The sequence below is a fragment of the Streptomyces platensis genome (genome assembly GCF_008704855.1).
In the GTDB taxonomy this organism is placed as follows: Bacteria; Actinomycetota; Actinomycetes; order Streptomycetales; family Streptomycetaceae; genus Streptomyces; species Streptomyces platensis.
Genome location: NZ_CP023691.1, coordinates 4,831,865 through 4,855,246, shown reverse-complemented (window position 1 = coordinate 4,855,246; position 23,382 = coordinate 4,831,865). Strand labels below are relative to the sequence as shown.

Sequence of the window (23,382 nt, the reverse complement as noted above, 5' to 3'; positions counted from 1 at the left end):
ATAAGGCTGGGATCTGGACCGCTGGACGACTCCGGCAGCCGGGCTTCTGGCTCGGACAGCGCGCCGACCATAGATGCGCCGCCCTAGGACATCCCCGGGCCTTCGGCGGTATCCACTGCCGTTGGCGCAGGAACGCCCTCGTAGGTTCCCGAGCAGCCCAGTCACGAAGCGAAAGGCGCCTCGATGCGGCCTCCTTCCGGAGCGGAGGCACATCGCACCGCTTTACCTCCACCCTCGTGAGAGATGGGGTCACGGAGGCGCTAACTCCAAGGGGAGGGCGCCTTGGGAAGAGTTCGACCAGAACCGTGCCTGCCGCAAGGCGATGAAGGACGCTATCGACGCGATGCCGCCCTTCCGCCGCGTCACCGGGCCCGCCATCCGCCTGCACATCAAGGCCACGCTCCGCGCGGCTCTGAACGACGCGATCGAGCAGCAGATCATCACGTTCAACCCGACCGCCCACGTCGAGATCGCCCCCGTACGCAAACCGAAGGCCCTGGTGTGGTCGGACGTGGTCGCCAAGTGGGAGCAGACGGGCGAGAGGCCGTCGCCCGTGATGGTCTGGACGCCGCAACCGACCGGCTCCTTCCTCGACTTCGTCGCCGACGACCGGCTGTACGCAATGTGACACCTGATCGCCTTCCGTGCCCTGCGCCGTGGTGAGGCGTGCGGATAGCAGTGGTCGGAGACGAACCTCGACACCCACGCCCTCACGGTCTCCTCGCACCTCGTGCAGGACGGTTGGGAGGTCGAGGCCTCCGACCCCAAGACCGGCAGCGGATACCGCGTGATCGCGCTCGATGAGGACACCGTCAACGTCCTGAAGCAGCACCGCGAACGGCAGGATGCGGACCGTAATGAGTGGGGCTCGGCCTGGATGGAATGGGCCTTGTCTTCACCCAGGAGGACGGCTCCGGGCTGCACCCCAGCAAGGTGACCGACCTCTTCGAGCGCCTCGTTGCCGCCTCCGGCCTCCCGCCGATCCGGCTGCACGATCTGCGTCACGGCGCGGCCACCCTCATGCTGGCCGCCGGCATCGACATCAAGATCGTGTCGGACACGCTCGGGCACAGCGACACCCGCATCACGCGCGACATCTACCAGAGCGTCCTGCCCCAGGTCGGCAAGAGCGCCGCCGAGGCGACGGCGAAGCTGGTGCCGCTTCAACGCAAGGCCGAGGCGGAGAAGGCAGCCCGAAAGGCCGCGAAGAAGGAGAAGACCAAGAAGGCCGCGGCGAAGAACGCCGGTAAGGGCAGGGGAGGCAAACCGAAGAACAAGGCGAAAGCCCAGCCCAAGGCCGACAAGAAGGCCAAGCTCCGGAAGCCCACGAAGTAGGTCTCTGAGCGCCCCCGCTCACGCATCGCTCACGCAATCCATCCCACGGCACCACTGGCCGTGTGACGCGTCATGCCCCGAGCAACACAAAACCCCAGGTCACGGCGAGTGAGTCCTGGGGTTTCGCAGAGCCGCCTTCGGGATTCGAACCCGAGACCTACGCATTACGAGTGCGTTGCTCTGGCCAACTGAGCTAAGGCGGCTTGGTGCGCGGCCCAGTCTACACATCGTGGAGGGGTGCTCTGTCACCGGATTATGAGCTGGTCAGGGGTGGGCGGGGGAGCGCGGGGCGGGTGTGGTGTGGGTCACTTGCAGTGTTTGCCCTTGGGGGGGACGGTGCCGTGGAGGAGGTAGTCGTTGATCGTCTTGTCGATGCAGGTGCTGCCGCGGCCGTAGGCGGTGTGGCCGTCGCCCTCGTAGGTGAGGAGGGTGGCGCTGGAGAGCTGGGAGGCCAGGGCCTTGGCCCAGATGTAGGGGGTGGCCGGGTCGCGGGTGGTGCCGACGACGAGGATCGGGGCGGCGCCCTTGGCCTCGATGTGCTGGGTCGTGCCGGCGGGCTTGACCGGCCAGTACGCGCAGTTCAGGGCGGCCCAGGCGAAGTTTTCGCCGAAGACCGGGGAGGCCTTGCGGAAGCTGGGCAGGGCGGCGCGGACCTGCGCGGGGCTGGTGAAGGCGGAGGCGAGGTCGAGGCAGTTGACGGCGGGGTTGGCGTACATCTGGTTGGCGTAGGCGCCGTTCGGGTCGCGCTCGTAGTAGCTGTCGGAGAGCGTGAGCAGGCCGCGGCCGTTGCCCGCCTCGGCCTGGGCGAGGTACTCGCGCAGGATGGGCCAGGCGCGCTGGTCGTACATGGCGGCGACGACGCCCGTGGTCGCGAGGGATTCGGTGAGCTTGCGCTCCTCGCCCGTGGCCACCGGATGGGCGTCCAGCTTCTTGAAGAGGGCGGAGAGCCGGCGGCCGGCGTCGTCGACGCTCTTGGTGCCGAGCGGGCAGTCCTCGTGCTTGATGCAGTCCGCGGCGAACGCCCTGAACGCGGTGTCGAAGCCGGCGGCCTGGTTGAGGTTGATGGTGCGGGAGTCGATCTCCGGGTTCATCGCGCCGTCCAGGACCATCCGGCCGACGCGGGAGGGGTAGAGGCCGGCGTTGGTCGCGCCGAGGAAGGTGCCGTAGGAGGCGCCCACGAAGGTGATCTTCTTGTCGCCCAGGACGGCGCGCAGCACGTCCATGTCGCGGGCGGCCTCGATGGTGGAGACATGGCGGAGCAGTTGGCCGGCGCGGGCGGCGCAGCCCTTGGCGAAGCTGCGGTAGGCGCTGGTGAGCTTGTTGACCTCGGCCGGTGAGTCCGGGGTCACATCGGTCTGGGTGTAGCGGTCCATCTGCTTGCCGGTCAGGCACTCGACCGGTTCGCTGCGGCCCACGCCGCGGGGGTCCATCGCCACCATGTCGTAGCGCGCGCGGACCGCGGCGGGCTGGGGCGCGTACTGCTGGAGGTAGTCGATCGCCGAAGCGCCGGGGCCGCCCGGATTGACCTGGAGGGAGCCGATCTTGCTACCGGGGCCGGTCGCCTTCCTGCGGGCCACCGCGAGCTTGAGGTCGGTGTCCGCACTGGGCTTGGCGTAGTCGAGGGGCGCCTTCATCGTGGCGCACTCGAAGCCCGCCACCCCACAGGGATGCCAGCTCAGCTTCTGGTCGTAATACGGGCGAAGGGCGGCCGGGGTGGCGGCCGGGAGGGGCGCGAGGGAGGCGTTCTCGGCGGGGCGCTGGGCGCCGGCCGCCGTTCCGCGGCCCGGGGATGCCTGGCCGTCGGGGGACGAACTCCCCGAGGAGCAGCCGGAGATCAGCAGAGCGGTGGCCGCGAGGACGGCGGCAGAGGTGCGGAGCAGGCGGCTGGTGGCCATTGGGCGGTCCCTTGGTCTCGGTCCCTGGAGCGTGGGGTGGAGTCTGGAGTGCGGTGTCGGTCCTTGGGGTGGGGTGCGGTGGAGCCTGTACGTACTGGCGGACGGCGGCGGTGTGGCGGGTGATCGGCAACACTTCCGCACGGAGCGTATCCGGATGAGAACGTGGTGTGTGCGGCTCCTGGTGTGAACGGTCGGGCGGGCGGCGGGGCCGGCGCCTTGGCTGGGTGACGGGTCGGAGCAGCCGGCGGAGCCGCTGCCGCGGGTGGAGGTCGGGCGGGCGGCGGGAGCCGCTGCCGCGGGTGGAGGTCGGGCGCCCGGCGGACCCCGGCGCCATGGGTGGTGGGGGGTCAGCCCGCCCGGAGAGTCACCGTCATCGCCTCGACCGCGAGGAGGGGGGCCACATTGCGGTCCAGGGCCTCGCGGCAGGCGATGACGGCTTCTATCCGGCGGAGGGTGCGTTCGGGGGTCGAGGCGGTGGCGATGCGCTGGAGGCTGTCGCGGACCTCGTCGTTGGCGAGGGGTACCGAGGCACCCATCTGGAGGGCGAGGACGTCGCGGTAGAAGCCGGTGAGGTCCACCAGGGCCAGGTCGAGGCTGTCGCGCTGGGTACGGGTCGAGCGGCGCTTCTGCTTGTCCTGGAGTTCCTTCATGGCGCCAGCCGTGCCGCGCGGCAGCCGCCCGTTGGTGCCGGCCGCGGCGCCGAGGGCGGCGCGCAGTTCTTCGGTCTCCTTGGTGTCGACCTCCTCGGCGACCTGCTTGGCGTCCTCCCCCGCGGCGTCGATCAGCTCCTGGGCGGCCTTGAGGCAGCCGCCGATGTCGTCGACGCGGAGCGGGAGTTTGAGTACGGCCGCCCGGCGGGCGCGGGCGCGCTCGTCGGTGGCGAGGCGGCGGGCCCGGCCGATGTGCCCCTGGGTGGCGCGGGCGGCCCGGCCGGCGGCGTCCGGCTCGATGCCGTCCCGCCGGACGAGGACGTCGGCGACCGCGTCGACCGGTGGCGTACGCAGCGAGAGCAGGCGGCAGCGCGAGCGGATGGTGGGGAGGACGTCCTCCACGGAGGGGGCGCAGAGCAGCCAGACCGTACGGGGCGCGGGCTCCTCGACGGCCTTGAGGAGGACGTTTCCGGCGCCTTCGGTGAGGCGGTCGGCGTCCTCCAGGACGATCACCTGCCAGCGGCCGCCGGACGGGGAGAGCGAGGACCGGCGGACCAGGTCGCGGGTCTCCTTGACGCCGATGGACAGCAGGTCCGTACGGACGATCTCGACATCGGCGTGGGTGCCGATCAGGGCCGTGTGGCAGCCGTCGCAGAAGCCGCAGCCGGGTCCGGCGCCGAGAGCGCGGTCCGGGCTGACGCACTGAAGGGCGGCCGCGAAGGCGCGGGCCGCGGTGGAGCGGCCGGAGCCGGGCGGGCCCGTGAACAGCCAGGCGTGCGTCATCTGGGAGGCGCCGCCGGGGTCCGCGGACGGCGGCTCCGGCTGCTCACCGCGCGCGGGCTCCCGCCCCGCCCGCTCCGCGGAGATCAGGGCGTCCGCATCGCGCGCGGCCGCGGCCAGCTGCGCCGTCACCCGGTCCTGGCCGACCACGTCGTCCCATACCGCCATCGCTGTCCGCCGTTCCTGTGCCGTTCCGTCTGCCGTGCCGCGCGAAGTGCGGGTGTGCCCGGCCCCGCACACCGCGCAGTGCTCCGCGCCCGACCCATTGTGGTGCAACCCACTGACAAACGAATCCGGAAGCCGGCGCAGGGCGTCCGTACGGCGCCCTCCGGACGTGGAAAACGGCCGTGGCCGCAGCGGGGAAGCTGCGGCCACGGCCGTTCGTACGAGGGCGTCCCGGCCGGCTAGCCGCGCCGTCCCTGGCCGCCGCGACGGCCGTTCTCGCCCCTGCCGTCCGCGTCCTCGTCCCCGCGCGGGCCCAGCAGCTCGTCGGCGAGCGTGGGCAGATCATCCAGCGGGGTCTCCTCCGCCCATTCGGGGCGGCGGCGGGCGCGCTGCGGGATCTCGACGGGGTGGCCGGTCTCCGGATCGATCTGCGGGAGTTCGCGGGTGCGCTCGGCGCGCGACTCCGCGGGGGCGGACGCCGCGCTATTCCTCCCGGCCGCCGCGTCCGGCGTCTCCTTGCGGAACATCCACGGCGGCACCCGGTCGGCGGGGTCACCGCTCCGCTCGTGCTCACGTCGTGCCTCGCCGCCCCGTACGGGCGGCAGTACGGCGGTCTCCTCGGCGTCCCGTACGGGCGGCAGCACGGCCGTCTCCTCGGCGTCCCGTACGGGCGGCAGCACGGCCGTCTCCTCCGGGTCCGCGCCGGTGTCCAGGCCGTGCCAGGGGTCTTGCGCGTCCCGTACCGGAGGCAGCACCGCCGTCTCGTCCGCCGCACCGGAGCCCGCGCCGCCCGGCGTTCCGGGGCGCGGCAGTGACTCCTCGGTCCGCTCGCCGTCCGAGCCGGACGTGGAGGCGTCGTCGGACGTGCCGCCCAGCCGCTTCCGCAGGTCCGCGACGTAGGTCTCCGCCGTGGGCGCGTCGGCCGACTCCGCCGCCTCGGCCGCGGCCTTGGCCTCCGCCGCCGCAGCCGCCTCGGCGGCCGCCTTCCGCGCCTCCTCGGCGCGCACCAGTGCCGCCTCGGCCTTGCGCTGCTTCTCCAGGCGGCGCTCCTCGGCCTCCTTGCGCAGCCGCGCCTCTTCCTCGTGCTGCTTGCGCAGCCGCTCCTGCTCGGCCTGGCGGGCGCGTTCCTCGGCCTCGCGGCGGGCCCGCTCCGCCTCCGCGGCCTGCCGGGCCTCCTCGGCGCGCTTCCGGGCCTCCTCGGCCTGGCGGGCCTCCTCGCGCGCCCTGGCCTCCTCGGCCTCGCGGCGCTTGCGCTCTTCCTCCTCGGCGCGGAGCTTGGCCAGCTGCTCCTGGCGCTCACGCTCCAGGCGCTCCTCCTCCGCCTTGCGCGCCGCTTCCTCCTCGGCCTTGCGGCGGGCCTCTTCCTCGGCGGCCTTACGGGCCTCGGCCTGCGCCTGGACCTCGGCCTCGGACAGCGGGAGCACCTGGTCGAGACGGTGCCGAACGACGGTGGTGACGGCTTCCGGTTCCTGGCCGGCGTCGACGACCAGATAGCGGGCGGGGTCGGCGGCGGCCAGTGTCAGGAAGCCGGACCGTACCCGCTCGTGGAAGGCGGCGGGCTCGGACTCCAGCCGGTCCGGTGCCTCGGTGAAGCGTTCCCGCGCGGTCTCCGGGGAGACGTCGAGCAGCACCGTCAGATGCGGCACCAGGCCGTCCGTGGCCCAGCGCGAGATCCGGGCGATCTCCGTGGGGGCGAGGTTGCGCCCGGCGCCCTGGTAGGCGACCGAGGAGTCGATGTACCGGTCGGTGATGACGACCGCGCCGCGCTCCAGGGCCGGCCGGATGACGCTGTTGACGTGCTCGGCCCGGTCGGCGGCGAACATCAGCGCCTCGGCACGGTCCGAGAGCCCGGACGTCGAGACGTCCAGGATGATCGAGCGCAGCCGCTTGCCGATGGCGGTGGCGCCCGGCTCGCGGGTCACCACGACCTCGTGGCCCTTGCCGCGGATCCACTCCGCGAGCGCCTCGACCTGAGTGGACTTACCGGCGCCGTCGCCGCCTTCCAGGGCGATGAAGAAGCCGGTGGGGGCGGGCGCCTGCGCCGGGTCGCCGCCGCGCAGCGCCTCCCACAGATCGCTCCGCAGCGGTACGCCCTGCCGGTCGTCGACCTTGCCGAGCACCAGCGCGGCGACCGGCAGCAGCAGCGCACCGGCCAGCATCAGGGTGTAGGCGGCGCCGCCGTACGCGAAGTTGAAGGCACCGTCGCCGAGGTGGTGCGGGCCGATGACGGCCGCGAGCAGCGGCGCGACGATGGCGGCCACGGCGATGGAGAGCCGGACGACGGCGTGCAGATGCTCGGTCGTACGGGCGGCACGGGGCTCCTCGGACTCCTGGTCCAGGAGCACGTGCCCCGTATTGGCGGCGATCCCGGCACTGATACCGGCCAGCAGGGCGAGCAGCAGCACCGTCGTCTGGTCCGGGACCAGCCCCATGGCCAGCAGCGCGAGGCCGGTGGCGGCCACCGCGAGGGCGAGCAGCCGGCGCCGGGAGAGCGTGGGCAGCACCCGGTGGGCGCCGCGGATGCCGACGGCCGTACCGCCGGTCAGCGCGAGCACCAGCAGCGCGTAGGCGGCCGGGCCGCCGCTCAGGTCATAGCCGTGCAGGACGGCGAGCGAGACCGCGGCGGCGAGGGCCGCGGCCACCGCGGCGCAGGCGGTCACCAGCAGCGGGATCGCGCCCGTGCGGCCCTTGTCGGCGGCCGGCCGGGCGGTGCCGTTCTCCGCCTTCTCGCCCTGGGCCGGCTGTCCGGCGGCCGCTCCTGCGGCCTTGGGGCGGCGCAGTCCCTCCAGAGGGGAGCGCGGCCGCGGCGTCGGCACACCGGGGAACTCGATGAAGTAGAGGATCGATACGGAGGCCGCGAAGAGTCCGGCGGCCACATAGGAGCCGAGCGCGGCCTGGTGGAAGCGGAACCAGTCGATGCCGGTGCCCAGCAGCTTGCTGACGAGCGTGCCGACCACCAGGGCGGCGGCCGCGATCGGCAGCGAGACGAAGCTGGTGCGCAGCGAGAGGCGGCGCAGGGCGTCCATGTTGTCGGGCAGCGGGCGGACCGTGGCGCCCTCAGGGGGCGGGGTGGGCAGCAGTCCGGGTGCGGCGCTCTCCCGCGCGACGGTCCAGAAGCGTTCGGCGACGCCGGTGACGAAGACCGTGACCAGGAGCCAGGCCAGCGCGTTGTCCGGCGTCCAGTCGATCCAGAGGGGGGCGATGACCAGCAGCGCGAGCCGCAGCACATCCGCGCCGATCATCGTCCAGCGCCGGTCCAGCGGTCCGGCGGATGGGGGTCCCCCCGCGCGTCGAGCAGCGGGAGAAGTCAGCGCGGACAGCGGGCCCAGCAGGACGGCTCCGAAGAGCAGCATCGCCAGCATCCGGGCCGCGAAGACCACGGTGACCGCGAGGGCGGCTCCCCGATAACCGCCGCCGAAGGCGGCCTCGCCGCCCAGGGGGACGTACAGCGCCGCCTGTAGGGCGAGCAGTACGAGGACAAGCATGGACAGGGCATCGCCGATGCCCCCGACAAATTGGGCGCTCCACAGCCGCTTCAGTGGGGGGAAGCGGAGCAGGGCTCGCACGGCGCGCTCGCGGGAATCCGCCGCTAGGGCGCCTGAAGTGGGGGTCACGACCGTTGGCTGCTCGGCACGCGTCATCTCGCCAGCCTATCGATACGGCACGGGGCGTCGAGCGCCTGCCCGAACAAATGGGCGGGCACGACGGAACGTGTCCGCCTTGCCCGCCCTTGTCCTGCGGTTCCGCCGGCCGGGACCGGCGGTGCCGCCTCAGTCCTCGGCCGACGCCGCCGTCTTCTTCGCCGCCGTCTTCGCGGTGGCCTTCTTGGCGGTCGTCTTCTTCGCCGTGGTCGTCTTCTTCGCCGCGGTCTTCTTGGCGGCCGTCTTCTTCGCGGTGGTCTTCTTCGCCGCCGTCTTCTTGGCCGGCGCCTTCTTGGCCGCCTTCTTCGCGGTCTTCTTCGCCGGCCCCTTGGCGCGCTTCTCCGCCAGCAGCTCGTAGCCCCGCTCGGCGGTGATCGTCTCGACGTCGTCGTCCCGCCGCAGCGTCGCGTTGGTCTCGCCGTCGGTGACATACGCACCGAAGCGGCCGTCCTTGACCACCACCGGCTTACCGCTCACCGGGTCCGTACCCAGCTCCTTCAGCGGCGGCTTGGCGGCGGCCCGCCCGCGCTGCTTGGGCTGGGCGTAGATCGCCAGCGCCTCCTCGACGGTGATCGAGAAGAGCTGGTCCTCGGTCTCCAGGGAGCGCGAGTCGGTGCCCTTCTTCAGATACGGGCCGTAGCGGCCGTTCTGCGCGGTGATCTCCACGCCCTCGGGGTCCTTGCCGACGACGCGCGGCAGCGACATCAGCTTGAGCGCGTCCTCCAGCGTCACCGTGTCCAGGGCCATCGACTTGAAGAGCGAGGCGGTGCGCGGCTTGACCGCGTTCTTGCCGGTCTTCGGGGTGCCCTCGGGCAGGATCTCGGTGACGTACGGGCCGTAGCGGCCGTCCTTGGCGACGATCTGGTGGCCGCTGACCGGGTCCATACCCAGCTCGAAGTCGCCGCTCGGCTTGGCGAGCAGCTCCTCCGCATACTCCACGGTCAGCTCGTCGGGCGCCAGGTCATCGGGGACGTCGGCGCGCTGGTGGCCCTCGGCGTCCTTCTCGCCACGCTCCACATACGGGCCGTAGCGGCCGACCCGCAGCTTGATGTCGTCGCTGACCGGGAAGGACGAGATCTCCCGGGCGTCGATCGCACCCAGGTCCTCGACCAGTTCCTTGAGCCCGCCGAGGTGGTCGCCGTCGCCGTTGCCGGCGTCCGCGGCACCGCCCTCGCCGTGGCCCTCGCCGAAGTAGAAGCGCCGCAGCCACGGCACGGACTGCGCCTCACCACGGGCGATGCGGTCGAGGTCGTCCTCCATCTTGGCGGTGAAGCTGTAGTCGACCAGCCGGCCGAAGTGCTTCTCCAGGAGGTTGACCACCGCGAAGGACAGGAAGGAGGGGACGAGCGCGGTGCCCTTCTTGAAGACATAGCCGCGGTCGAGGATCGTGCCGATGATCGACGCATAGGTCGACGGGCGGCCGATCTCGCGCTCTTCCAGCTCCTTGACCAGCGTGGCCTCGGTGTAGCGGGCGGGCGGCTTGGTGGCGTGCCCGTCGGCGGTGATCTCCCGCGCGGCCAGCGCATCGCCCTCGGCGACCTGCGGCAGCCGGCGCTCACGGTCGTCGAGCTCGGCGTTCGGGTCGTCGGCGCCCTCCACGTAGGCCTTCAGGAAGCCGTGGAAGGTGATGGTCTTGCCGGACGCGCTGAACTCGGCGTCCCGGCCGTCGGCGGCCCGGCCACCGATCTTGACCGTGACGGAGTTACCGGTCGCGTCCTTCATCTGGGAGGCGACGGTCCGCTTCCAGATCAGCTCGTAGAGCCGGAACTGGTCGCCGGTCAGCCCCGTCTCGGCCGGGGTGCGGAAGCGGTCGCCGGACGGGCGGATCGCCTCGTGCGCCTCCTGGGCGTTCTTGACCTTGCCGGCGTACGTGCGCGGCTTGTCCGGCAGATAGTTCGCGCCGTACAGATGCGTCACCTGCGCCCGGGCCGCGGCGACCGCGGTGTCCGAGAGCGTGGTGGAGTCCGTACGCATATAGGTGATGAAGCCGTTCTCGTACAGCTTCTGCGCCACCTGCATGGTGGCCTTGGCACCGAAGCCGAGCTTGCGGCTGGCCTCCTGCTGGAGGGTGGTCGTACGGAACGGGGCGTACGGCGAGCGGCGGTAGGGCTTGGACTCGACCGAGCGCACCGCGAAGTCGGTGTTCTCCAGGGCGGCGGCGAGCGCGCGGGCGTTCGCCTCGTCCAGATGGAGCACATCGTTCTTGAGCTGCCCGTTGGAGCCGAAGTCACGGCCCTGGGCGATACGGCGGCCGTCGACGGTGTTCAGCCGGGCGGTCAGGGTCGACGGATCGCTCGCGTCACCGGCCCGGCCGGTGGAAAACGTGCCGGTCAGGTCCCAGTACTCGGCGGAGCGGAAGGCGATGCGCTCGCGCTCCCGCTCGACGACGAGACGGGTCGCGACGGACTGCACCCGGCCGGCCGACAGCCGCGGCATGACCTTCTTCCACAGGACCGGCGAGACCTCGTAGCCGTAGAGGCGGTCGAGGATGCGGCGGGTCTCCTGGGCGTCGACCAGCTTCTGGTTCAGATCGCGCGGATTGGCGACGGCCTCGCGGATCGCGTCCTTGGTGATCTCGTGGAAGACCATCCGGTGGACGGGGACCTTGGGCTTGAGGATCTCCTGGAGGTGCCAGGCGATGGCCTCGCCCTCGCGGTCCTCATCTGTGGCGAGGTAGAGCTCGTCGGACTCGGCCAGCAGCTCCTTGAGCTTCTTGACCTGGTCCTTCTTGTCACTGTTGACGACGTAGATCGGCTGGAATTCGGCGTCGACATTCACGCCGAGCCGGGCCCAGGGCTCGCCCTTGTACTTCGCCGGGACCTCTGCGGCGCCGTTCGGCAGGTCGCGGATGTGTCCGACGCTGGCCTCGACCACGTAGCCAGGGCCGAGGTAGCCCTTGATCGTCTTCGCCTTGGCAGGCGACTCGACGATGACGAGTCGGCGGCGGCCGCCGTCTGCGGTCTCGCTGGTCGGGGACAACTTCGCTCTTCTCTCCGGTCGACGCTGGGACTGCTCCCCGGCCGGACGCCGGGTCGCACTGCGGTGACGCTTGACGCTGCGGAGTGTGACGGTACCTCCCGGCCCCGTGTCAAACGGAAAAACCCCGCAACGCCACTCGAACGGTAACCCGACTACATGCCTTCATGCCGCCCGGACCGCATCAGGCGCCTGCCACGGGCCCCGGGGGCGGTCCTATGGATCATGACGGGGCCGTCCTGCTCCCCGCTGTCCACGCCGGCCGTTCCCCGCGCGCCGCAGCCCCGGCACCTTCGGTGATCTCACACAGTGACGGACCCCCGACGGTTCATCGCTCGCCCGGGGCCGCACACCGCACCGTCCGCCGGCCGGCGACTGTCACAAGGCGGCGCCGGATGCCGTCATTGCCTTGATACAGCACGTGAGCGGGCTGGCAGGATGGACACGGCACGGCTCGCCGTTCGAGCCGGGTACTGCCGTCGTCACGCACACTCGGGGGGATCACCACCCATGGCCAACCAGCACCCCGGACCGCCTCCGGAACAGCCGCCCGGCCAGCCCGGTCAGAACCCTTACGCCACGCCGGAGAGCGCTCAGCCCGCCGACCCCGGTTACGGCTATCCGCAGGGCGGCCACCCAGGGGAGCCCGGCTACGGCTATCCCCAGACGCCCGCGCAGCCGCAGCCCGGTTACGGCTTTCCCCCGGCCGGCGCCCAGCCGACGCCCCCGCCCGGTTTCCCGCCGGGCGCGGCGCCGCAGCCGGCGCCGGGCTTCCAGGCCGGGGCCCAGCCCGGCGGGATGGCACTGTCGCTCGGCGATATCGCGGTGACCGGCGACACGGTCATGACGCCGGCCGGGCCGATGCCGCTCCGGGGCGCGGTGTGGACGGCGACCGACATGTCGCGGACGGAGGAGAAGATTCCGGCGCACGCGGTCGTGCTCGCCATCGTCTTCTTCCTCTTCTGTCTGCTCGGGCTGCTCTTCCTCCTGATGAAGGAGCGGGTCACGACCGGGTTCGTCCAGGTCACGGTGAACAGCGGCGGCCGGCACCACTCCACGATGATCCCGGTGCAGTCCCGCGAGCAGGTGATGTTCGTGCTCAACCAGGTCAACTACGCCCGGTCGCTGAGCGTGTGAGCACCGGGGAGTCCTGGGGTCCCGCCGAGACCGTGGGCCCCACCGGGGCGGCGGTCCGGAGGCGCACCCTCCGCCGGGCGGCGCTCACGCTCGGCGTCGGCGCGGCGGGGGCCGGCTATCTCTGGCACACCGATCCGCACCAGCCGGGGCAGCTGCTGATCCCCTGCCCCTTCAAATGGATCACCGGGCTGCTGTGCCCGCTGTGCGGCGGGACCCGGATGGCGTACGACCTGATGCACGGCGAGGTCGTGACGGCCTTCCACGACAACGCCGTGCTGCTGACGCTGGGCGGGCCGGTCGTGGCGTACGCCGTCGTGCGCTGGCTGGTCGCCGGCCTCCGCGGCCGGGAGTACCGGCCCCGGCTGTCGGGCCGCGGCAACGCCGTGGTGCTCGGCATCGCCGCGGCGTGGATGCTCGCCCGCAACCTCGTCGGCTGAACGACGCGCCACAGGGCGGCCTGACGGTCCGGCCTCGGTCCGGACCGTCAGGCGTCCGTGCGCCGCGTCAGGGCGTCAGCACCTCGACGCGTCACCGCCTCAATGCGTCAGCACCTCAGCGAACGGTGACCGAGACCACCGGCGAGACGGTGCTGCCGGTGGCCATGCGGAGCTGGTTGACGCCCTTGAGGCCGAGCTTGACCCGCACCGCGTACGCACCGCTGGAGTTGACCGACGTCTGCGCGGGCAGCGAGACCCACTTCGTGCCCTGCTTCTGCTGGACGGTCAGCTTGGTGCCGGCCTTGATGCCCTTGGCCACCCCGGTGACGCGGAACTGCTCCCACGCCTTGACCGTCGTCGCACTGGCCTTGGCCGTCAGGGAGGCGGCGGCCGGAGCGGTGGCCACGGTCGGCGCGGACGTGTGCAGGTCCTGCGGTGCGGCGAAGGCCGCGGCCGAGCCGCCGGCGAGCAGGGAGACGGCGATGGCGCCGACGGTGGCGTAGCGGAGTGCACGGTTCATTGGGGTTCCTCCCTGAGGGGGCCGGCCCGTGGGTCGACCGGCCTGTTGGTGACCTTCACTGAGGGAGATGCCCTGATGGCACCGAAAAGTTCCCGCGTACCGGCACACACCGGCCATTTATGACAGAACTGGCCGGAAGTGAACGGAACGCCCTCCGACGGCAGTTGAGGACGACATCCCGTCACCAGGGTGCCGAACGGGCGGGCGGCAGGACGCCGGGGCGACGCGGACGGCTACAACGCCATCAGCAGCCAGCAGCCGGTGGCCAGGAACGCCACCCCGGACAGCAGCGCCGTCACCGTGGCGACCGGACGGCTGACACCGTCGGCGACCGGGGAACCGGTCCGCGCGCACACGCCCGTCCACACCAGAAGTCCGGCGCCGAACAGCGCGAACGCCACACCGGCGAATGCCTCGGGTCCACTCTCCATGCGCGCAGCGTGGCACCCCGGGACGGCATCCCGGCGAACGCCGGATGAACGACGCCGGTATGTCGTCGGCCGCTCCCCCGTCCGCATCAGCCGTCCCGTCAGCCACCCGCGTCAGCCGCCCGCGGCCACCGGCTCCAGGAACCCCTGCTCGACCAGCATCCGGATCGACGCCGGGGTACGGTCCCGCAGCAGGACCGGGTCCTCGCCGACGAGTTGGGCGATGGCGTCCAGAATCCGCCCGGCCGGCAGGGTGCCGTCACACACCCCGGCGAAGCCCGCGCCGACCGTGTCCACCTTCGTGGCGCGCCGCATACCGCGGTTCTGACGCAGCACCACATGCTCCGGATCCTCCGCCCCGGGCAGCCCGACCTGCTCCTGCACCACCCCGTCGGCGAGCCGGAAATGAGCGGCCAGCAGCGCCGCGTCGTCCGTGGCCCGCAGATAGTCCTGGCGGTCGAAGTGCGCCACGACCGCCTCCCCCAGCGGCTGCTCGACCGGATGCGGCCATTCCTCGACGGTGATGGAGGAGGCTTCCGAACCGGACTTGCGCAGCGTGATCCAGCCGAAGCCGATCGCCTTGGTCCCGCGCGCCTCGAACTCGTCGAGCCAGGCGTCGTACCGCGCGGCGTACGCCTCGTCGCCCGCCCGGTGGTCGCCCGCGTCGCGCAGCCACAGCTCGGCGTACTGGGTGATGTCCTGCACCTCGCGCTGCACGATCCAGGCGTCACAGCCGCGCGGCACCCAGGACCGCAGCCGGTCCTGCCACTCCTCGCCCGCCACATGCTGCCAATTGGCCAGCAGCTGGCAGTAGCCGCCGTCGTTGAGATACGCGGCGGACTGCTGGACCAGCGTCCGGCACAGGTCGTCGCCGCCCATGCCGCCGTCCCGGTAGGTGAGGCGGGCGCCCGGGGAGATCACGAACGGCGGGTTCGACACGATCAGGTCGTACGTCTCGTCACCGGCCGGCTCGAACAGCGAGCCCTCCCGGAGGTCCGCCGCCTCCGCCCCGGAGAGCGCCAGCGTCAGCGCGGCGATCCGCAGCGCCCGGGGGTTGAGGTCGGTGGCCGTGACGCGGGTGGCGTGCTGGGCTGCGTGCAGCGCCTGGATGCCGGAGCCGGTGCCGAGGTCGAGCGCCTTGCCGACCGGGCGGCGCACGGTGATCCCGGCCAGGGTCGTGGACGCCCCGCCCACGCCGAGCACCAGCTCCGCGCGGTCCGCCTCCCCGACGCCCCGGATACCGCCGGCCCCGCCGACCGCACAGCCCAGGTCGGAGACGATCCACCAGTCCTGCCCTTCGGGGCCGCCGTACGGCCGCACGTCCACACTGGCGCGCAGCTCGTCGCCGTCCTGCACCAGCCAGCCGTCGGCGAGGCAGTCCGCGACCGGCAGCGCGGCCTGCGCGCGCCGCGGCTCCACCGGGCGCTGGAGCAGGAACAGCCGCACCAGGGTCTCCAGCGGGCTGTCACCGCGGGTCGCCCGCAGGGCGGGGACGGTCTCGCTGCGCGCCAGCGCGGCATAGGCGGGCGCGCCGAGCAGCTCCAGCAGCCCGTCGGCGGTGAAGGCGGCGGCCAGCAGCGCCGCGCGCAGCCGGGCGGTACGGGCGTGGCTCTCGGGGTCCTGGGCATCTGCGGTGGGGAGGTGCGTACTCACGCCCACCATTGTCGGCCCTGCCACCGACAAACGGCGACGGCCCGGCGCCACGCCCGCTCCGGGCGCGTCGCCGGGCCGTCGGAGCCGGTCCGCGGCCACCGCGGCTTCCCGGCCCGTCCGACTCCCGTGGCCGCTATGACTTCTTGGACTGAGTCGGCGCCGGGGAACCGGACGCGGCGGGGTTCTGACACCCCTTCTGGGCGGCCATCGCCGTGCCGACGTCACCGGCCTCCAGGTTCTTGAAGGCGGCCTCGCTCTGCTTGTTGAGCTTGTTGATGCCGTTGGACAGGTCGCGCAGACCGTCTGCGAACTTCAGCTTGTCCGAGGTGTCGAGGCTGTCGACCTGCTTCTGGAGGTCCGCGTAGCCCTTGGAGAGCGAGTTGAGCTCCTTGACGGCGTTCTGCTGGGCCTGCTTGCCCTGTTCGGTCGGCGGCGGCCCGGCCTTCTCCAGGGACTTGGCCAGCGAGGCGTAGGCGCCGGAAATCTTCTGGAAGGCGGCCGAGTCGGTCTGCTGGACCTTCTTGGAGTCCGTGCTGCCGTTGTCGGCCGTCTGCATGGCGCCGTTGGCGTCCTGGATCTTCTTGAACTGAGCCTGCGCAGGGTCGCAGAAACTCTTCGCCCAGTCATTGAGCTTTTTGCTGCTGTCGTCGCTGCAACCGGTCAGCGCGAGCACCAGTGCGGCACCGCCGGACAGTGCAGCCACAAGCTTCTTGTTCACCGGATTGGTCCCTTCCATGGCTCTCGGCCCCGGAACATACACGCCGAAACGGCCCGGCCCACCGGTCGGGCATCCCGCCCTGCCCTCATTGCAGCCATTTGCACCAAGGACCGCAGGGCCAGCTGGGCACACGGAAGGCGGGTGGCCGGCGTCTGCAAAATACGCCGTCCACCCGCCCAGTTGAGCGGTCCGCGCGCCCTGTTGGTGCTCCTCGGCGGCTAGGAAGCCACCGCCGTCTTGGCCGATTTGGCGATGCTTTCCGGATCTTCGGAGTTGTCTTCGTCACCCACGGCGATTCCACGCCGCTTCGAGACGTAGACCGCACCGACGATGACGGCGATCGCCAGCAGCGCGACCACGAGCCGGACGCCCGTGCTCTTGTCCTGGCCGTAGGAGAACTGGACCACCGCGGGGGCGATCAGCAGCGCCACCAGGTTCATGACCTTCAGCAGCGGGTTGATCGCCGGTCCCGCGGTGTCCTTGAACGGGTCGCCGACGGTGTCACCGATGACCGTCGCGGCATGCGCCTCGCTGCCCTTGCCGCCGTGGTGCCCGTCCTCGACCAGCTTCTTGGCGTTGTCCCACGCGCCACCGGAGTTGGCGAGGAAGACCGCCATCAGCGTGCCGGTGCCGATCGCACCCGCCAGGAACGAGCCGAGCGCGCCGACGCCGAGCGAGAAGCCGACCGCGATCGGGGTGAGCACGGCCAGCAGCCCGGGAGTGGCCAGCTCACGCAGCGCGTCCTTGGTGCAGATGTCCACGACCCGCCCGTACTCGGGCTTCTCGCTGTAGTCCATGATCCCGGGGTGCTCCCGGAACTGCCGGCGCACCTCGAAGACCACCGCGCCCGCCGACCGCGACACCGCGTTGATCGCCAGCCCGGAGAACAGGAAGACGACCGAGGCGCCGAGGATCAGCCCCACCAGGTTGTTGGGCTGCGAGATGTCCAGGCTGAGGCCCATCCCGGTGGCGGCGCTGCCGACGCCCCGTACGGCGGTGGCGATCGCGTCCCGGTACGAGCCGAAGAGCGCGGCCGCGGCCAGTACGGCCGTCGCGATGGCGATGCCCTTGGTGATGGCCTTGGTCGTGTTGCCGACCGCGTCCAGGTCGGTCAGCACCTGCGCGCCGGCACCGGTGACATCACCGGACATCTCGGCGATGCCCTGCGCGTTGTCGGAGACCGGGCCGAAGGTGTCCATCGCCACGATCACGCCGACAGTGGTCAGCAGGCCGGTGCCGGCCAGCGCCACCGCGAACAGCGCCAGCATGATGGAGGCGCCGCCCAGCAGGAACGCTCCGTAGACGGCCAGACCGATCAGCACCGCCGAGTAGACGGCCGACTCCAGGCCGATCGAGATTCCGGAGAGCACGACCGTGGCCGGGCCGGTCAGCGAGGTCTTCCCGATGTCCCGCACGGGCCGCCGGGTGGTCTCGGTGAAGTAGCCGGTCAGCTGCTGGATCAGCGCGGCCAGCACGATGCCGATGGCGACCGCCACCAGCGCCAGCATCCGCGGGTCGCCGGCGCGGCTCAGGATCTCGACGTCGGTGACGCCCTTCAGGCCCTGGTAGCTGGACGGCAGGTAGGTGAACACCGCGGCGGCCACCAGGACCAGCGAGATGCCCGCGGAGATGAAGAAGCCGCGGTTGATGGCCGTCATGCCGCTGCGGTCGCTGCGCCGGGGCGCGACCACGAAGATGCCGATCATCGCGGTGAGCACACCGATGGCCGGGACCAGCAGCGGGAAGGCGAGCCCGGCGTCGCCGAAGGCCGCCATGCCCAGGATGAGCGCGGCGACCAGGGTGACCGCGTACGACTCGAAGAGGTCGGCGGCCATACCGGCGCAGTCACCGACGTTGTCACCCACGTTGTCCGCGATGGTCGCGGCGTTGCGCGGGTCGTCCTCGGGGATGCCCTGCTCGACCTTGCCGACGAGGTCGGCGCCGACGTCCGCGGCCTTGGTGAAGATGCCGCCGCCGACCCTCATGAACATCGCGATCAGCGCGGCGCCGAGACCGAAGCCCTCCAGCACCTTGGGCGCGTCGACCGCGTACACGAGCACCACGCAGGAGGCACCGAGAAGTCCCAGCCCCACGGTGAACATTCCGACGACGCCACCCGTACGGAAAGCGATCTTCATCGCCTTGTGCGAGACGGCCGTAAGATCCTTTTCCTTGGTTTCACCCTCGGCCGGAGTGGCTTCCCGGGCGGCCGCCGCGACGCGCACATTGCTGCGTACGGCGAGCCACATGCCGATATAGCCGGTGGCCGCCGAGAATCCGGCGCCGATCAAGAAGAAGGCGCTGCGCCCGGCGCGCTGCGTCCAATTGTCCGCAGGCAGCAGCATGAGCAGGAAGAACACCACGACGGCGAATACACCGAGGGTCCGCAACTGCCGGGCCAGGTAGGCATTTGCGCCTTCCTGCACGGCCGCCGCGATCTTCTTCATACTGTCGGTTCCCTCACCGGCCGCGAGCACTTGGCGGACCAGCACCGCCGCGACAGCCAGCGCCGCCAGGGCGACCACGGCGATCACCAGCACGATGCCGCGGTTGCCCGCCGTAAGCGACGGCCCGGCCAGAAAAGTGGGGGTGTCAAGCAACTGAGGGGTGTAAGGCCCCGCCATTCGTCCTCCTTGACGTTTGGCACATGGGCGCGCGGAAGCACGCTCAGGCGTCCTGAGCAAGATGTGGACGGATTGTAGGGAGCCGCGGTTGATCAAAACAGTACGCGTCAAAGGGAATTCGCCGTTAGCGGCGAAGATCAAAAGGCCGACGCGGTACGGAATTCGCCCGGACGAAGGAAAGCCACGAATTCGCTGACCACTGCCCGATGATCTCTCTGTCGTACTGATCGCCTATGGACCGCCCACTGATCGCCGCTGCTCAAGGACGCCGCCTCGGCGACTGGGCCGATTGAGGTGCGCGTGACACCGGAGAGAATTGATCCACCCGTCTACGGCCGAACGGGTGGCCCGGGCCGCGCGACCCCCTCCCCGGCACCCCATGAAGCGCCGTCAGATCGAGTCCGGATCGCAACGCATGCGACGAGAGCGAAGACCGCGACGAACCGGTGCGGGGGAGGCTGGGGCGGGGGACGGTCCGGCGGAGGGCCGGGGCGGCCCGGGGATGGGCGCGGGGGCGGTCCGGGGGCGCCGGGACGGCCCGGGGCGGGGCGCGGGGCGGTCCGGGCGGGGGCGGCAGCGGCTCAGCACCTCAGGCGAACGGGGCAGAGCCCTCACCGGGCCGGAGCCATCAGGGGACCTCAGGGGCCGGGGCCGGGGCATCATGGGGCCTGAGCGCGGCAGAGGGCCGTATGGGCGCCTCTTCGGCGATCTCCTGGCCCGGGGCGTCGCCCTCGTGAAGCGGGCCCGCCACAGCCGCTGTCAACGCCGCCATCGCCCTCGGGGCCGTCGGGGCATGGATGAGTGGATGAACTGTGGGCCGGCGGACGTGACGGTTCGTGCCGTGTCACCTACGGACAGCGCGGCTCGGAGACATCCCGCTGAAGGGGCCGTCGGATCGGTGCCCTACGGCAGAACCGCGGCCGTCGTCGTGGGCCAGGTCATGCGGATCAGCCCGCCGTCCTTGCCGGCGGTGACCTCGACATCGTCGACCAGCCCGCTGATCACGGCGAGGCCCATTTCGTCCTCGCCCTCGGCGTCGCTCTCCGCGACACCCTCGGCCTCATCGGCGCCCCGCGCCGTACCGGAGTCACCGGTCACCCCGTCCCCCACCTCGATCGAGAACTTCTTCTCGTCCTCGATGAGCAGGACCCGGACCGGCGAGGTGATGTCATGGCTCTCGTGCAGGCCCACGGCCCGGCTGCACGCCTCACCGACGGCGAGCCGCACCTCGTCCAGCACGGCCTCGTCCACTCCCGCGCGCCGTGCCACAGCAGCCGCGACCAGACGCGCGGTGCGGACATGCTCGGGAAGGGCGCTGAAACGAAGTTCGACGGTGGCCATGCCATCCCCCTCGATATGCGGGCGTGCGACGCAGGGGGCCGGACCTCCGTCCGGTACCCCCCACTTCTTCCTCCCCCCGCGCCTGGTGGCGCGGGGGACCGGCAAGACCGTCAGTCAGTCGCCGAGACGGCTTCCTCGACCGAGGTGTGAATCGGGAACACCTTGGTCAGTCCGGTGATACGGAAGATCTTGAGAATGCGCTCCTGGTTGCAGACCAGGCGCAGCGAGCCCTCATGGGCACGCACCCGCTTGAGCCCGCCGACCAGCACGCCGAGCCCAGTGGAGTCCAGGAAGTCGACACGTTCCATGTCCACCACGAGGTGGTAGCTTCCGTCGTTCACAAGCTCGACCAGCTGCTCCCGCAGCTTGGGCGCGGTGTATACATCAATCTCGCCACCGACCTCGACGACCGTACGGTCGCCAACGGTCCGGGTCGACAGGGACAGGTCCACGGATCCTCCAGCACCTTGCTATCGAGCGGTCGCCCCCCTGGGGCCTCCCCACCGAAGGTAGGGGCGGATCTGGCAGCCGCCATGGCATTCAATCACTTACCAGCGGGCGTGCACGACGCCCTTTCAGCATTGTCCGTCACTCCGGTGACACACTCGGTGCCGATGGCCTCCAATCCACTCCCGCCGGATGCGGGCGCACGCACGTCCCCAGGCATGATTCTCGAACGTCTCGCCCGGGGCGCGACCCGCGCTGCGCGCATCACTCATACGGAGCACTTGCCCCCGCGCATCGGCAGCCATGCCGACTGGCCGGAACAGATCCGGCCGGAAGTGATCGCTGCCATCCGCTCGGCCGGAATCGATCGTCCCTGGGCCCACCAGGCACGGACGTCCGAACACGCACTGCGCGGCGAATCGGTCGTCGTCGCCACCGGCACCGCCTCGGGAAAGTCCCTGGCGTATCTGGCGCCGGTCCTCTCCACCCTCCTGGACGGCTCCGAGGCCCCGAACGGGAGAGGGGCCACCGCCCTGTATCTGGCCCCCACGAAGGCGCTGGCGGCCGATCAGCGCCGCGCCGTCCGCGAGCTGGCCGCCCCGCTGGGCACCGCCGTCCGGCCGGCGGTCTACGACGGCGACACCCCCGTCGAGGAGCGCGAATGGGTCCGCCAGTACGGCAACTACGTGCTGACCAACCCCGACATGCTGCATCGCGGCATCCTGCCGTCGCACCCCCGCTGGTCCTCCTTCCTGCGGGCGCTGCGCTATGTCGTCATCGATGAATGCCACAGCTACCGCGGCGTCTTCGGCTCCCATGTCGCGCAGGTCGTCCGCCGACTGCGCCGTATCTGCGCCCGTTACGGATCCGAGCCGGTCTTTCTGCTCGCCTCCGCCACGGCCGCGGAGCCGGGCCAGGCCGCGACCCGGCTCACCGGGCTGCCCGTGGTGGAGATCACCGAGGACACCTCGCCGCGCGGCGAGTTGGTCTTCGCGCTGTGGGAGCCGCCGCTGACCGAACTCCACGGTGAGCAGGGCGCCCCGGTCCGCCGGACCGCCACCGCCGAGAGCGCGGATCTGCTCACCGATCTCGCCGTCCAGGGCGTACGCACCGTCGCCTTCGTCCGCTCCCGGCGCGGCGCCGAACTGATCGCCCTGATCGCGCAGGAGCGGCTCGCGGAGGTGGACCGCTCGCTGCCCGGCCGGGTCGCTGCCTACCGGGGCGGCTATCTGCCCGAGGAACGCCGCGCCCTGGAACGTGCCCTGCACAGCGGTGAGCTGCTCGGCCTGGCCGCCACCACCGCGCTCGAACTGGGTGTGGACGTCTCCGGTCTGGACGCCGTGGTCATCGCCGGATATCCGGGGACCCGGGCGTCGTTGTGGCAGCAGGCCGGCCGGGCGGGCCGCTCCGGGCAGGGCGCGCTCGCCGTGCTCGTGGCCCGCGACGACCCGCTGGACACCTATCTCGTCCACCATCCCGAGGCGCTCTTCGACCAGCCCGTCGAGTCCACCGTCCTGGACCCCGACAACCCGTACGTGCTCGCCCCGCACCTGTGCGCCGCCGCCGCCGAACTCCCGCTCACCGAATCCGACTTCCCGCTCTTCGGGCCGGCGGCCGGCGGTCTGATGCCGCAGCTGGAGGCCGCGAGCCTGCTGCGCCGGCGGGCCAAGGCCTGGCACTGGACGCGCCGCGAGCGCGCCGCCGACCTCACCGATATCCGCGGGCAGGGCGGCTCGCCGGTGCAGATCGTGGAGGCCGGTACGGGGCGGCTGCTGGGCACCGTGGATGCCGCCGCCGCGCACACCACCGTCCACGACGGCGCGGTGCACCTCCACCAGGGCCGTACCTACGTCGTGCAGCAGCTCGATCTCGCCGACGACGTGGCGCTCGTCGAGGAGGCCAGCCCGCCCTATTCCACGACCGCCCGGGACACCACCGCGATCAGCATCCTGGAGACCGACACCGAGATTCCCTGGGGCGACGCCCGGCTGTGCTTCGGGTCCGTCGAGGTCACCAACCAGGTCGTCTCCTTCCTCCGCCGCAAGCTGATCACCGGCGAGGTCCTGGGCGAGACCAAGCTCGATCTGCCGCCCCGTACGCTGCGCACCCGGGCGGTGTGGTGGACCGTCACCGAGGACCAACTCGACGCCGCCCGGGTCAATCCCGAGCAGCTGGGCGGCGCCCTGCACGCCGCCGAACACGCCTCCATCGGCATGCTGCCGCTCTTCGCCACCTGCGACCGCTGGGACATCGGCGGCGTCTCCGTGCCGCTCCACCCGGACACCCTCCTGCCGACCGTCTTCGTCTACGACGGCCACCCGGGCGGGGCCGGATTCGCCGAGCGCGCCTTCCACACGGCCGCCGACTGGCTCACCGCCACCCGCCACGCCATCGCCTCCTGCGAATGCGAGGCCGGCTGCCCTTCCTGCATCCAGTCGCCCAAGTGCGGCAACGGCAACGACCCGCTCCACAAGCGGGGGGCCATCCGGTTGCTGAGCGAGCTGCTGCGGGGGGCGCGGCAGGGGGCGTAGGCGGGGTGCCGGCGCGATGGGACGTAGCCGGGATGGCGGCACGGCAGGCCGTAGGCGGGGTACCGGCGCGGCAGGGCGTCGCCGGGGCGCCGGTGTGGCGGGGC

Annotated in this window: 14 protein-coding genes, 1 tRNA gene and 1 pseudogene; 4 read left to right on the top strand and 12 right to left on the bottom strand. The window is 71.6% G+C overall.

What is annotated here, in order from left to right; genetic code table 11:
- Nucleotides 1-280 precede the first annotated feature (280 nt).
- Nucleotides 281-1,335, top strand: a pseudogene (locus CP981_RS21545) (tyrosine-type recombinase/integrase); the annotation flags it as partial.
- A gap of 129 nt (nt 1,336-1,464) precedes the next feature.
- Here the strand turns inward: CP981_RS21545 and CP981_RS21540 are convergent.
- The 5 genes from CP981_RS21540 to topA form a co-directional block, all read right to left on the bottom strand.
- Nucleotides 1,465-1,538, bottom strand: a tRNA-Thr gene (locus CP981_RS21540).
- A 102-nt stretch (nt 1,539-1,640) separates the two neighbouring features.
- The gene (locus tag CP981_RS21535; protein WP_085923250.1) at nt 1,641-3,230 is read right to left on the bottom strand and encodes an alpha/beta hydrolase; all 1,590 of its coding nucleotides are present in this window, start codon (nt 3,228-3,230) and stop codon (nt 1,641-1,643) included.
- A gap of 347 nt (nt 3,231-3,577) precedes the next feature.
- Entirely contained in the window at nt 3,578-4,828 is a 1,251-nt protein-coding gene (locus tag CP981_RS21530; RefSeq protein WP_085923249.1) for a DNA polymerase III subunit delta', read from the bottom strand.
- 236 nt (nt 4,829-5,064) lie between these two features.
- Complete coding sequence (tmk, locus tag CP981_RS21525; protein WP_085923248.1) at nt 5,065-8,466, bottom strand: dTMP kinase; 3,402 nt, start codon at nt 8,464-8,466, stop codon at nt 5,065-5,067.
- A gap of 129 nt (nt 8,467-8,595) precedes the next feature.
- Entirely contained in the window at nt 8,596-11,445 is a 2,850-nt protein-coding gene (topA, locus tag CP981_RS21520; protein ID WP_085923247.1) for a type I DNA topoisomerase, read from the bottom strand.
- Between the two features lie 507 nt (nt 11,446-11,952).
- Here topA and CP981_RS21515 point away from each other — a divergent pair.
- Both CP981_RS21515 and CP981_RS21510 read left to right on the top strand, forming a co-directional pair.
- Nucleotides 11,953-12,579, top strand: a complete 627-nt coding sequence (locus CP981_RS21515) for a hypothetical protein (protein ID WP_085923246.1) — start codon at nt 11,953-11,955, stop codon at nt 12,577-12,579.
- A complete protein-coding gene (locus CP981_RS21510) occupies nt 12,576-13,016 on the top strand; it encodes a DUF2752 domain-containing protein (protein ID WP_085923245.1) in 441 nt (146 codons plus the stop codon). Before CP981_RS21515 ends, CP981_RS21510 begins: the two co-directional genes overlap by 4 nt.
- A gap of 115 nt (nt 13,017-13,131) precedes the next feature.
- Here CP981_RS21510 and CP981_RS21505 read toward each other — a convergent pair whose 3' ends face one another.
- From CP981_RS21505 to bldG, 7 genes are all read right to left on the bottom strand, one after another.
- Entirely contained in the window at nt 13,132-13,536 is a 405-nt protein-coding gene (locus tag CP981_RS21505) for a hypothetical protein (RefSeq protein WP_085923244.1), read from the bottom strand.
- A 233-nt stretch (nt 13,537-13,769) separates the two neighbouring features.
- On the bottom strand, nt 13,770-13,967 hold the full coding sequence (locus CP981_RS21500; RefSeq protein WP_085923243.1) for a hypothetical protein: 198 nt from the start codon (nt 13,965-13,967) through the stop codon (nt 13,770-13,772).
- 111 nt (nt 13,968-14,078) lie between these two features.
- Entirely contained in the window at nt 14,079-15,626 is a 1,548-nt protein-coding gene (locus CP981_RS21495) for a DUF7059 domain-containing protein (RefSeq protein WP_425282215.1), read from the bottom strand.
- Nucleotides 15,627-15,750: 124 nt separating this feature from the next.
- A complete protein-coding gene (locus tag CP981_RS21490) occupies nt 15,751-16,335 on the bottom strand; it encodes a small secreted protein (protein ID WP_085923361.1) in 585 nt (194 codons plus the stop codon).
- A gap of 218 nt (nt 16,336-16,553) precedes the next feature.
- A complete protein-coding gene (locus tag CP981_RS21485) occupies nt 16,554-18,959 on the bottom strand; it encodes a sodium-translocating pyrophosphatase (RefSeq protein WP_085923242.1) in 2,406 nt (801 codons plus the stop codon).
- 903 nt (nt 18,960-19,862) lie between these two features.
- Entirely contained in the window at nt 19,863-20,300 is a 438-nt protein-coding gene (locus CP981_RS21475; RefSeq protein ID WP_085923241.1) for an ATP-binding protein, read from the bottom strand.
- A gap of 110 nt (nt 20,301-20,410) precedes the next feature.
- Nucleotides 20,411-20,752, bottom strand: a complete 342-nt coding sequence (gene bldG, locus CP981_RS21470) for an anti-sigma factor antagonist BldG (RefSeq protein ID WP_018089983.1) — start codon at nt 20,750-20,752, stop codon at nt 20,411-20,413.
- An 81-nt stretch (nt 20,753-20,833) separates the two neighbouring features.
- Here bldG and CP981_RS21465 point away from each other — a divergent pair, with 81 nt between their 5' ends.
- Entirely contained in the window at nt 20,834-23,278 is a 2,445-nt protein-coding gene (locus tag CP981_RS21465; RefSeq protein WP_085923240.1) for a DEAD/DEAH box helicase, read from the top strand.
- Nucleotides 23,279-23,382 lie beyond the last annotated feature (104 nt).

Excerpts from the sequence above, each read along its gene's own strand:
- CP981_RS21500 (WP_085923243.1), bottom strand. The coding sequence starts at position 13,967 with ATGGAGAGTGGACCCGAGGCATTCGCCGGTGTGGCGTTCGCGCTGTTC.
- tmk (WP_085923248.1), bottom strand. The coding sequence starts at position 8,466 with ATGACGCGTGCCGAGCAGCCAACGGTCGTGACCCCCACTTCAGGCGCC.
- CP981_RS21505 (WP_085923244.1), bottom strand. The coding sequence starts at position 13,536 with ATGAACCGTGCACTCCGCTACGCCACCGTCGGCGCCATCGCCGTCTCC.
- CP981_RS21530 (WP_085923249.1), bottom strand. The coding sequence starts at position 4,828 with ATGGCGGTATGGGACGACGTGGTCGGCCAGGACCGGGTGACGGCGCAG.
- CP981_RS21515 (WP_085923246.1), top strand. The coding sequence starts at position 11,953 with ATGGCCAACCAGCACCCCGGACCGCCTCCGGAACAGCCGCCCGGCCAG.
- CP981_RS21535 (WP_085923250.1), bottom strand. The coding sequence starts at position 3,230 with ATGGCCACCAGCCGCCTGCTCCGCACCTCTGCCGCCGTCCTCGCGGCC.
- CP981_RS21465 (WP_085923240.1), top strand. The coding sequence starts at position 20,834 with ATGGCATTCAATCACTTACCAGCGGGCGTGCACGACGCCCTTTCAGCA.
- CP981_RS21485 (WP_085923242.1), bottom strand. The coding sequence starts at position 18,959 with ATGGCGGGGCCTTACACCCCTCAGTTGCTTGACACCCCCACTTTTCTG.
- CP981_RS21495 (WP_425282215.1), bottom strand. The coding sequence starts at position 15,626 with ATGGTGGGCGTGAGTACGCACCTCCCCACCGCAGATGCCCAGGACCCC.
- CP981_RS21475 (WP_085923241.1), bottom strand. The coding sequence starts at position 20,300 with ATGGCCACCGTCGAACTTCGTTTCAGCGCCCTTCCCGAGCATGTCCGC.